11 protein-coding genes are annotated in these 11726 nt (G+C 44.5%); 1 reads left to right on the top strand and 10 read right to left on the bottom strand.

The features are described from left to right. Positions 1 to 23: 23 nt before the first annotated feature. The 4 genes from KHA94_RS19725 to KHA94_RS19710 form a co-directional block, all read right to left on the bottom strand. Positions 24 to 1322, bottom strand: coding sequence for a CaiB/BaiF CoA transferase family protein (locus KHA94_RS19725; protein WP_213103801.1), 1299 nt, complete (start codon positions 1320 to 1322; stop codon positions 24 to 26). A gap of 27 nt (positions 1323 to 1349) precedes the next feature. Beyond that, entirely contained in the window at positions 1350 to 1571 is a 222-nt protein-coding gene (locus tag KHA94_RS19720; protein WP_213103800.1) for a biotin/lipoyl-binding carrier protein, read from the bottom strand. 327 nt (positions 1572 to 1898) lie between these two features. Beyond that, positions 1899 to 2879, bottom strand: a complete 981-nt coding sequence (locus KHA94_RS19715) for an NADPH:quinone oxidoreductase family protein (RefSeq protein ID WP_213103799.1) — start codon at positions 2877 to 2879, stop codon at positions 1899 to 1901. A 116-nt stretch (positions 2880 to 2995) separates the two neighbouring features. Then, the gene (locus tag KHA94_RS19710; RefSeq protein WP_213103798.1) at positions 2996 to 4396 is read right to left on the bottom strand and encodes an acetyl-CoA carboxylase biotin carboxylase subunit; all 1401 of its coding nucleotides are present in this window, start codon (positions 4394 to 4396) and stop codon (positions 2996 to 2998) included. Positions 4397 to 4546: 150 nt separating this feature from the next. On the opposite strand from KHA94_RS19710, the gene KHA94_RS19705 reads away from it, so the two are divergent. Then, positions 4547 to 5467: a LysR family transcriptional regulator gene (locus KHA94_RS19705; protein WP_213103797.1), complete on the top strand. Its 921-nt coding sequence runs from the start codon at positions 4547 to 4549 to the stop codon at positions 5465 to 5467. 95 nt (positions 5468 to 5562) lie between these two features. Here the strand turns inward: KHA94_RS19705 and KHA94_RS19700 are convergent, their stop codons facing one another. The 6 genes from KHA94_RS19700 to KHA94_RS19675 all read right to left on the bottom strand — a co-directional run bounded on the left by KHA94_RS19700 (position 5563) and on the right by KHA94_RS19675 (position 11652). Beyond that, complete coding sequence (locus KHA94_RS19700; protein ID WP_213103796.1) at positions 5563 to 6369, bottom strand: alpha/beta fold hydrolase; 807 nt, start codon at positions 6367 to 6369, stop codon at positions 5563 to 5565. Positions 6370 to 6441: 72 nt separating this feature from the next. Continuing rightward, positions 6442 to 7218 (bottom strand): 3-oxoadipate enol-lactonase, encoded by a 777-nt coding sequence (pcaD, locus tag KHA94_RS19695; protein WP_213103795.1) that lies wholly within the window; start codon positions 7216 to 7218, stop codon positions 6442 to 6444. A gap of 30 nt (positions 7219 to 7248) precedes the next feature. Continuing rightward, positions 7249 to 8010 carry an SDR family NAD(P)-dependent oxidoreductase gene (locus KHA94_RS19690; protein ID WP_213103794.1) on the bottom strand — a complete coding sequence of 254 codons (762 nt, stop codon included), beginning with the start codon at positions 8008 to 8010 and terminating at the stop codon, positions 7249 to 7251. A gap of 13 nt (positions 8011 to 8023) precedes the next feature. Continuing rightward, on the bottom strand, positions 8024 to 8764 hold the full coding sequence (locus KHA94_RS19685) for an SDR family NAD(P)-dependent oxidoreductase (RefSeq protein WP_213103793.1): 741 nt from the start codon (positions 8762 to 8764) through the stop codon (positions 8024 to 8026). Between the two features lie 128 nt (positions 8765 to 8892). After that, on the bottom strand, positions 8893 to 10161 hold the full coding sequence (locus tag KHA94_RS19680; RefSeq protein WP_213103792.1) for a cytochrome P450: 1269 nt from the start codon (positions 10159 to 10161) through the stop codon (positions 8893 to 8895). Positions 10162 to 10389: 228 nt separating this feature from the next. After that, a complete protein-coding gene (locus KHA94_RS19675) occupies positions 10390 to 11652 on the bottom strand; it encodes an MFS transporter (protein WP_249365653.1) in 1263 nt (420 codons plus the stop codon). Positions 11653 to 11726 lie beyond the last annotated feature (74 nt).

Below are 11726 nucleotides of genomic sequence, written 5' to 3'. Positions count from 1 at the left end.
CAGCATCGTGTCGTCCCATCAGGCTATTCCCTCGTCCCATTCCCAACATGAACCTGTTTCACCATTTCCGCTGAATAAATCAAATTCCGGGATTCCAACTCCGCGATGCGCAATTCGTTCAAGCCCAGTAAATCGACCAGCACACTGCGAGTATCTCGTCCCACTTCACCGCCAAGCTGATAAACGGCACCTGGTGTGGCAGAAAGCTTCGGTGCTACCCCGATGACGGTCAGTTTCCCAAATTTCTCGTGGGGCATTTTAACGAGCTGTTCGCGCTCCCTGAAATGCGGGTCATCAAAAATATCCGCAATGGTGTACACACGCGCGGTTGGTACCGCCGCTTCTAGTAAAACGCTTTCAATTTCTTTGCCAGTATGCTCTGTGGACCATGCTGAAACGATTTCATCCATTTCATCGACCCGCACTGAGCGTGACTTTTGTGTGCTATAACGCGGATCGTCAGCAAGCTCCGGTTGTCCCATGGCCTCTGTAAGTCGCCGGAAGATGGCATCGTTGTTGGCGGCAATTAATACATATTCGCCATCCTTAGTGGGATAAAGGCTATTGGGAGCGGTATTCGGCAGTTTTGCACCCACTCTTTTGGGTACGATGCCAAGCTGTTCAAAAGCTGGAACGTGCGGCTCCATCAAGCTGAAAGCGGCTTCGTACAAAGATGCGTCGATTACCTGTCCTTTTCCTGTCTTTTCCCGTTCAACTAGTGCCATCATCGAACCAAAAGCAGCGTAAACGGCGGTCAAATGGTCAGTAACGGCAAGTGCCACCCGAGCCGGAGGAAGATTCGGTTCCCCTACCATGTGTCTTACGCCAGCCACTGCCTCGCTGGTGACACCGTAACCCGGACGAGGACTGTAGGGGCCAGACTGGCCATACCCGCTGATCCGTACCATGATAAGCCCCGGGTTATCTTTTGTAATGTCCTCATAATCCAGTCCTAGCCGCTCCAGCGTACCGGGGCGAAAGTTTTCGATCACGATATCGACTTTATTCATCAGTTCGCGTACAAGATTCTGTCCTTCAATGGTCTTCATATCAACGGAAATAAGTCGCTTGTTGCGCAGAATTGAAGCCGCATAGAGCGAAACGTCGTCGGCGTGCCGCCCCATATTTCGGACCGGGTCACCGGTTGGCGATTCAACTTTGATGACCTCTGCACCGAAGTCAGCCAGTAGGCGTGCACAGAACGGTCCAGCAATAGTCGAACCCAGCTCCAATACACGATACCCGGTCAAGGGCCCTTGCGGCTTATTTAGTTGTAGAGCTGATTGTCTGTCGTTACCCGCTTTTTGTTGTTCCTGAGACATTTCCATCCACCTCTCCTTTAAAGTGCTTTATTCCTCCAGAACGACTGCCAGATCACCCTCTGCTATGGTATCTCCTTCCTTTACCTTGATTTCCTTGACAACACCCGCAGCGGGCGCCATAATCGGGATCTCCATCTTCATTGATTCCATTATTAGTAAAACATCCTCTTCCATCACCTGCTGTCCTGCCTTTGTTTCAATTTTCCATACAGATCCTGATATTTCGGCTTTTACTTGGATAAGTGCCATGTGAGCATCACCTTTCTTATTATACTAATATTTAGAAAATTAAAATTTTTATTATTTGTATATTATATAAACATATAAGGGATTTTGATGTGAAATACAAATTTACAATATCAATATAAGCATGAGTTATGATTGTCTTAATCAAATCATCAGTGGTACAATCAAAGCTGGTTTCTATTACAGTTGGTTGATTGGATCTTAATCTATTAAACTCTATTCCAAAACCAAGAAACGACTTAACATCTTATGAAAAAAAGGAGCTGTGTGCTTTCTGCACTTAGCTCCTTTTGTTATGATTTCACTTTCTTGTTGATTTCCTTACTTTACTTACGGCTTAACCACGAGCTTACCCCAGGATTTACGGCTTCCTAAAAGATCTAAAGCTTGCGGTACTTCTTCGAATGGAAGAGGTTTGTAAATGAGAGGACGTACATCGCCACGTTCATATAGGGCCAGAAGGTTCCTATGGATCTCTCTAACCTGTTCAGGGAAGTGGTCCCGGAATAATCCCCAATGTACCCCAACTATAGAATAGTTCTTAACGAGCGCATGGTTAGTCGGTGCATCCGCAATGCGTCCCCCGGCAAAACCAATAACTAGCAGTCGACCGTCAAATGCAATACACTTTCTGGAGCGATCAAAGGTATCACCACCAACCGGATCGCAAATCACATCTGCCCCGCGTCCTCCTGTTTCTTCCTTGACGATTTTCACGAAATCTTCCTTGAGATAATCGATGGCCACGTCAGCGCCCAAATCCCTGCAAATCTGTGTCTTCTCCGGTCCACCCGCGGTTGCAATCACACGTGCTCCCGCTGCCCGTCCCAATTGGATCGCAGCGGACCCCACGCCGCCAGAGCCCGCATGTACCAACAGTACTTCACCAGCTTTGAGATTTCCTCGATTGTGGAGTGCATAATAAGATGTCTGATAAGTGATAAACATTGCTGTTGCCTCTTCAAAAGACATGGATTCAGGTATCGGGAAAACGGATTCTTCTGAAACAGCTACCCATTCGGAAAGACCTCCAGCAGGCAACTGAGGCCTAGCAAATACCCGTTGCCCAACAATATATGAACTCCCCTCACCAACCACCCGGACAATTCCGGAGATTTCAGCACCCGGTGTAAACGGTAACGGTGGCTTTGTTTGATACTTTCCTTGACACAGCAGGATATCAAAAAAGTTTAATGCCATTGCCTTAACCTCTATCAATACCTGTCCCGTTCCCAAATTAGGTTTAGGTACCTCTCTGATTTGCAATACATCACTTGGATTCCCATTTTCAGCAACTACCCAACTACGCATTCATGATTACCTCCTTTTGAATCTATAAAATCATATAAAGAGTTTTAATGTAAAATACTAATACAGAATATCAATATAAGTATCAGTTATGACGACATCGGTCTTTTTTTGCTTCCTTAACTAGACAATATAGTTGAGGCAAGACCTGTGTGCACCTGGCCTGCCCTAAACTGTTCTGAGGCAAGCGCATCGAGCAGAAAAGGAATATTCGTCTTTATTCCAGAGACTTCAAATTCCTTCAGTGCATCTATTAAGATTCCGATCGTTTTTTCGCGATTTTCCGCATGGGCAATCACTTTAGCGATCATTGGATCGTAATAGGGAGTTACGGTCAGCCCTTCTGCGTATCCCGTTTCCACACGAATGCCGTTTCCGCTGGGCGTACGAAATGTGTTGAGTTTACCTGGAGAAGGAAAGAATTTCTTCGGATCTTCCGCATACACCCTTACCTCGATGGCATGGCCACTGCGCTCGATTGGCGTTGGAATTATATCGCATAATCGTTCACCTGCAGCGGAACGGATTTGAGCTACAACGAGATCCACTCCCGTAATCTCTTCAGTAACAGCATGTTCCACCTGCAGACGGGTATTCATTTCCAGAAAGCTATAGGAACCGTCACTTCCCCGCAGCATCTCAACTGTTCCGATATTATCGTATCCAATGTCTTGCAGCACTTTGGTGATTTGTTGCGCCAACCCATCCATTTCTTTTCGATCTACAGCAGGTGCGGGTGCTTCCTCGATGATTTTCTGGTGACGTCGCTGCACAGAGCAATCTCTTTCAAACAGGTGCTGTACCCCTCCGTGTTGGTCGCCAAGAATCTGGAATTCAATATGGCGCGGCAGAACCATGTACTTTTCTAGGTAAACTTGATTGTTTGAAAACGACCGAAACGCCAAGGAACGGGCTCTTTCTACCACTTTAAGCAATTCTTCCTCGTCATGAGCCGGAAGCATGCCAATTCCCCCGCCTCCACCAGCGGGTTTGACCAACACCGGGAATCCAATATGACGTCCTTGCGCGATGATTTCCTCTTGATCATCACTAAGAATGCCCGATCCACGCCCAATAGGCATTCCGTATTTGGCCATCAACTCTCGCGCCTGACTCTTGTGGGACATCGCGTCAATCCAATGGGGTGCCGGTCCTATGAAACGCACGCCAGCACTTTCTACACGTGCAGCAAATTCCGTGTTCTCAGACAGAAACCCATAACCGGGGTGAACTCCATCTGCGCCCGTATCTTTAAGCACTTTTAATAGAGCATCCTGGTTCAGATAACTGGCTTGAGCCTGTGCTTCTCCAATCAGATACGCCTCATCCGCTTCTGCAAGATACGGCGCCCCTGCATCGGCCTTAGAGTAAACGGCAACAGAACGGATGCCGAGCGTGCGGAGGGCACGGATCACACGTCTGGCCACATCCCCTCTATTCGCCACTACTACCTTATGAAATTGATGAATCCCCCTCGTTTTGCGCTCTCCTTTTTCGATCCGTTGTGTTTCTAGATTCATTTGACAACACCTCTTTTTTAAGTTTGGTAGGACGGGGATAAACGCATGAAAATTTTAAATATTGTAACTATTATTTAACATATAAAGATAAATGATGTAAAATACTAATATTGAATATTAATATAAATACTACTTATAAGGTGGGATAATATGCGTATTGAACAGCTAATCTACTTAATTGAAATAGCGAAATGTGGATCTATTTCATCAGCAGCAGAGCAGCTTCACATTTCTCAGCCGGGCATCAGTCAAGCTATTGATAGTCTAGAAGAAGAGATGAACACAAAATTATTTCTTCGTTCCAAAAGATTTGGTTCGCAACCGACGGAAGATGGAAAAAAAGCTATCAAAATTGCAAAAGAGATTTTAGGCAAATTTGATGAATTAAAAGAAGTTTCCAATGCAGAATCCGAGCAATTAAACGGGACACTTTCTTTTTCTGTAATTCCAAGCGTATGTATGAGTGTCTTACCTAAAACATTGGCCGCGTATACAAGTAGGTTTCCCTTGGTAAATATCGAACTTTCTGTACAAGGTTCATTACAGATTGAGAGCGATGTACTAAATGGAAAAATCGATATTGGAATCATTTCCAATGGAAACTATGAGGAAAATAATTTGGAGCATTCGTCGAAATTATCCTTTGAAAAATTGCACGACTTTAAGACTTTCGTATGTGTAGGCCAACGATCACCTTTATCGCGTAACGATTCCGTTTCCCCAGAAGAAATACTTAACTATCCGATCGTTATTCCCAGCCCAGATTTTAAAATGTATCATAAAATAACAGCATTGCTTAGAAAGTACGGTGAACCCAACATTCTTTTAACAACGGGAAACACGGAAGCCTCCAAACGAATTATAGCCGAAGGATTAGGAATTGGATTTTATACGGATTTGGAACTAAAAAACGACCCCTATGTACTTACGGGTAAAATTATTCCCTTGCAAATCTTCGGAGAGGAAAAGAAGTCTGTATTTGGCTGGGTCAAGTTGAAAGACCAGTATCTCTCAACGACTAGTAGAGAATTTATCAAAGTTCTGAAATCAACCATTTTGGTAGATTTCTAGGGAAATCTGGGCATGCGACCAAGAAAAAGATGACTTCGGATATTCTGAAGTCATCTTTTGGCTGCCTACAACAATTAAGGAAATGTACTCTCTTTTTAATTGTTTAATAGGAATTCAAGGGCTATTTCATTAAATTCCTCTGATTGCTCAATGTGTGCACAGTGGGAGCTATTTTTAAATACTCGAACTTTAGCATGTGGTATGCTGCTCTGTAATTTTTGTGCATAATCTGGGAACTTTAATGTATCGTTTTCTCCTGCACAAATCAGGACGGGAACCTTAATCTTTCCATAATCGGGAATATGGCGCTCCTTTTCCGTTGCAGCAGGCGATTTTAGGCGAGCAGCAGTAGCCGATTCCCATACTCCAGGAATCAGACTTGTTTCGTATCTTTTTTCTAAATACTCTCCAGATTTCCACTTATCGTCATAAAAAAGGAGATCTAAGATTTTTCCCATATACTCCTTACTGCAATCATAGTTATTCAGAATTTCGAAAACGTCGGTATTGATTGGGCCTCCCCCACTAATCGTGATAAGCTTTTTTATCGGCAAGATCGGTTGGTCTTGTGAAGCCGCTGCTAAAATCATACCTCCCCCTACTGAATTTCCTATAAAGGAGGCTTCTTGTATGCACATCACCCGCATGAATTCCCGAATATGATTAAATCGAAAGCCTTGCGCGTCATCAAAACTGAATAATTTATCCGTACCCCCAAATCCAACCATATCTAAAGCATACACATGAAAGTGTTTACTCAGTGCTTCGATATTGTACTCCCAACTGTTTACCGCACTTGCTCCATATTCCCCACTGTGCAGCAGCATTAACGGTTCTCCTTGACCAGCCTCTAAATAGTGGGTTCGTATATTCCCCACCATTACGTATTTACTTTGAAACATAGTAATCCTCCTAATTCGTTCATTTTCATAGATTTGTAGAGATATCCCTCTAAAAGCTCCAAAGAAATCAAATCATCGCATAAATTTCACGATTTCGGCTGTGAATAGTTCGGCAGCCTCAATGTTCGACAAATGAGCGGCCGCCAATTCAAGATATTCGGCACCAGGAATCTGTTCAGCAAGTAATTGCACGACGCTCGAAGGCATGGACAAATCTTCACTGCCCCCAATCACTAATGACGGAACAGTTATACGCCCAATGGTATCCCTTTGATCCATGTCCCGGATTGCTGCACAGCAAGCTGCGTAGCCCTCTGGTGACGTTGCCAATACCATTCTTCTTAACTTATCCACCTCGCTTGGTGCCGTATCGTGAAAGGACGCACTAAAGCAGGTCTTTAAACTTCCGTTAACAACAGCATCCATCCCGCCCATGAGAACGGATGCAATGCGCGAGTCAAAGGTTTCAGGAGCTCCTTTATATGCCACAGTATTACAAAGGGCGAGTTTCGTCAGGCGCTCAGGAACATGTCCGGCCAGCCATATACCGATCATGCCACCTATCGAAATGCCGCAAAAATTTGCCCGCTCAATTTCCAAACCATCCAGCAAGCCCACTACATCCATTGCCAACTGCTCTATCGTATAAGGTCCAGGGGTTGCCTCCGACGCACCGTGCCCACGCATGTCATAGCGCAAGACCCGAAAATGTTGTGTGAATTCTGGTATCTGCAAATCCCACATGGAAAGATCGGTTCCCAGCGAATGGGAAAGAACCAAGACAGGCAGATCCGCCGCACCGTCAAAACGATAATGCAATTTGGTTCCGTTTACATTAATAAAATTCATACCTTATCTCCTTAAATTGTATAGTGTTATTTACGCCCGCAACCCACCATCGATCTTATATTCGGATCCTGTTATAAAAGAGGCTTTTTCCGATGACAAGAATAAAACGAGCTCTGCAATTTCTTGTGGCCTAGCATAACGTTTCAAGGGAATACGCTGTTCGGATTGCTCCCTTGCCTTCTCCGTGCTTTCCGGCGAACGAAACTCTTCGATAATATTCACCATAGGTGTATAGACAGCAGATGGGCAGATGACGTTAACCCGGACCCCAAAACCTGCCGACTCCAGGGCGGCTGTTTTGGTGAGTCCGATGATTCCATGCTTAGTAGCCGAGTAAGCAGCTAGCCCAATACCCCCATGCAATCCAAGGCCAGACGACGTATTCACGATGCTTCCTGATTTTTGTTCTTGCATGACTTTCAACACGTGCTTTAAACCATAAAAAACACCCTTTAGATTTACATTAACAACCTTATCAAAATCTTCAGCAGTGGTATCCGTCATACGTGCCAACTTGCCTACAGTACCAGCATTATTAAAGAATATGTCAATCCTGCCGTACTTCTCTTTTGTCGCCTGAACGTAGTTCATCACTTGATTCTCGTTTGAAACATCGGCTCCTATAGCCAAGTAATCTTCTAGTTCTAGTTCCGACGCAACGGATTCCAGGGCGGATTGATCTAAATCTACCAATGCTAGTTTTGCCTCTTGTTTGGCAAACAGGCGAGCCGTCTCCTTACCGATTCCTCCAGCAGCACCCGTAATGATTACTACCTTATCTGCAAATTCCACCTAAGTTTCCTCCTCACTTAAATACGGCGTAACCGTCATCCAACATAACAGTACTTCCATTAATAACATTTGCTGCATCCTGACAAAGCAGATAAACAGCATCCGCAATAGCTTCCGGTTGGATAAGCTCATTTCGCATGTGCTTTCCGGTAGCCCTATCTTTGGGCCGTTTACTGATAGGTGTATCGACGTATCCTGGTGCTATCCCGACAACACGAATACCATATGGTGCCAGCTCCAGCGCAGCACATTGGGTCATCATTTTCACAGCAGCTTTGGAAGTATGGTAACCAATAATTCCTCTGTTAGATGCAAGAAAACCAAATGTAGAACCGTTATTGACAATTACTCCTTGGATGCCAAGATCTTTCATTTTGCGTGCTGCTGCTAAAATGCCATAGTAGACACCATACTGGTTTACTTTTACAACACGATCATAAATCTCCGGATCATGCTCAAGCAGTGGCGCTCTTCCACCTATTCCAGCGTTATTAAACATAATGTCTATGCTTCCATATATCTCCACCGCAAAATTGACTGCTTTTTCCACATCTTGTACGTTTGCCACGTCGGTTTTGATATACGCAGCTTCTCCACCTGCTTTTTTTATCAAATCAACTGTTTCCATTCCACCAGCTTCGTTAAGATCAGCAACGACTACTTTCGCTCCTTCACTGGCAAATTTACGCGCTGTCGCTCGACCAATCCCGCTGGCTGCCCCTGTAATGACAATTACCTTTTCTTTTGCATTCATACTTGTTAACTTCCTCTCATAAACTCGTACCCAGTATAACCATTTTGGATTAAAAGAACAATTACACTATTTCTACTCATCTGAAAATTCTATATATTTTTTGTCAATAAGGGTAATTGTCTATGACCTTACCATTTAACCCAAAGCTCTTTCGGTCCACGTGCAAACAGATTAGCAACGATAGGTTTTATTTCATCCTCAACAAGCTGGAGGTTTGGCAGCCGTTTGGCAAACTCTTCGAGAATCACTCGCACCTCTAGGCGGGCAAGCGGAGCACCGAGACAGAAATGTTTTCCAAAGCCAAAGCCCAGATGGTCCTTCGTATTAATACGGTGAATATCGAACTTTTCTGGGTCTTCAAACATGGCTTCATCATGGCCGGAGGAAGCCATCACCAGCAGTACGTTTCCGCCTTCTGGAATCTCTACACCACCAATATTTACCGATTTCAGTGCACGCCGCCGCCAGTAGAAGACGGGAGGATTGTAGCGCATAACTTCCTCTACAGCATTCGGGATGAGGCTCGTATCAGCACAAATCTTATCCCAGGCATGCCGTTCGGTGAGCAAGGTACGGAAGGCGTTGCCTGCTAGGTTAGTCGTCGTTTCATGGCCGGCAAACAGGAGGCCGTACAGGAGTCCCGCGATGTCTTCCAGGGATAATATGTTATCATCCCCATTCCGATAACGGAGCAAGTCTCCCAGGAAGTTATCTGGAGTAATCTCGGCATCTGCGACCTCTTTTACCATATTTTTAGATAATCTCCAAAAATCCACTGCCGCGTGGGCTTCGTTTTGTTGCTCTTCTTCCGTGAGGTTACCAAACTTCAATATCATACGCTGCTCGGAGAGTTGCTTAATCTCAGACAAATACTTTTTTGGAAAACCTAAGAATTCGAAGAGAACCTCTGCTGGAAATTCAAAGAACATGTCTGCGACTAAATCGGCTTTTTCCTTATGAATAAAACGATCAATATATTCATTAACGAGAGTCCGCACCTTCGATTCCATTTCATTTACACGCTTCGGGACAAACGCAAAGTTAATAGGTCTGCGAATTTTTTTATGTTCAGGATCATCATTAGTGACCGTACTTTTCGGGTTAACCTCGCCCTCCCTAAGGATTTGGGTGGCCTTTGGAGATAACGAAACAAGGGCTTCCTTGAGAATCTGCGATGAAAACGTAGCTGGATCAGCCAGAATCTTTTTAATGTCTGCATAGCGTGTTACAACCCAGTAGTTCAACTCAGGGTGATAAAACACGGGTTCGTTCTGTCGAGCATTTTCCCAAAAAGGATAGGGATCTGCCCAATAGGTTTGGTCGAAGGGTTTAAATTCGCTTCCCGCGCCATGAAACGGACATTTGCCAGTGGATACAGCATTATTCTCAAGATACATACATTTTCCTCCTTCAATAAAATCATGTTTGCTACTTTAAAATCGAGCTATTGGCAGTAACAAAGAGGGGAACCCTAGGTAACCAAATCTAATGTTCGCATTCGGGTCTCACCTCAACTTATGTGGCTTTCTCTTCCTATTCAAAATGGTATCATACACTATTCGGGCTGTCTTTCCCTTTAATTTAAGGTATATAATTATCGTAGAAAAAAGTTAACACGCCCCTGTTTAACCTACTGACACTTCTTCACTGTGATGTACAGTCTTTCTTATATACGCATCCGGCTTACAGAATAGGGAGAAAACTAAACCGGTAACCACTAATAGCGAGCTCATAAATAAGATCGAATAGTTAAATCCAAGCGCTTCATTCGTACCGGCAAATTGCACAATGAGTCCGGTCGCAACGGGTCCAACAATCCCTGCGAATTGGGCGCAACCCGTTCCCACACCAAGGATTAACCCTTTCCTTTCAGGCAGCAAGCTCACCGCAATCGACACCCACAGGATAAACACGGCATGTACCATGGCTTTAGCTAAAATCATAGCGATAAGTATATAGATGGGATGGGTAATAATGGTCATTGAGCAGTACAGGGCACCTGACAGAACGGTACCGATACCGGCCACCATGACTCGCGCTTTACGCAGGCTGTTATGTTTCTGGAATAAACGATCGGAATACCAGGCAATTAATATGGTTAACACAACATACGAAGCCCCTAAGATGGATGAAAAATACCCCATCTCAGTCGGTGTCAAATGGATCACTTTCACCAAATAGGTAGGTAAAAAGGACTGTGTCCACACCAAAACCCAATAGGTCGAAAAGAGAATCAGACAAATCATTACAAAAGGACGAGACAGTAATACAGGGTAGGTTTCCGACCATTTCAATTTTGGCATCGTTTTTACTTCCGTCTTCCCGGCGTTCTCCGAAACCGGCTTATCCTTCCCTAACCATATCCACATGACAACCCAAGCTAGACTAATCGCACCTAAAATGCCAAACGTATGCCGCCAACCCAATTCCTGAATACCGAGAACGAGCAAAGGAGCACAAATCATACTGCCTACCGCACCGCCTGCATTGACGATGGAAATAGCGAAACTGAGGCGTTCCGGCGGAAACCACTTGCTTACATGATTGTTCGACGTGGGAGAATACGGTCCTTCGAAAGCACCTAACGCCACTCTCATGATAATCAGACCGTATAACCCCGTAACTAGAAATGCGCCGGACTGAATGACCGACCAGGCAAGCAGCATGATAGTCAACAAATTTCTGGTTCCAATCCGGTCGCTAAATGCCGATCCGAAAATTCCCGAGATCATAAAGAGCCAGAAAAAGCTGCTGCTTAACAATCCCCATTGCGTGTAGGTTAGATTAAACTCTTCCATAATCGGGACCGCTGCATATCCTGCAACCATTTTATCAGCAAAGTTTATCACCATACCTAAAAACAAAAATACAACTATTCCCCAGCGCATAAACAATTCACTCCTCCAAAATTAAAATCTAACCCCTTAACACGCATTTGCTTTTAAATGGTTGCGCTTTCATT

It is taken from the genome of Cytobacillus citreus (assembly GCF_018343665.1).
GTDB lineage: Bacteria > Bacillota > Bacilli > Bacillales > Cytobacillaceae > Cytobacillus > Cytobacillus citreus.
This window is presented reverse-complemented; position numbering and strand designations above follow the sequence as displayed.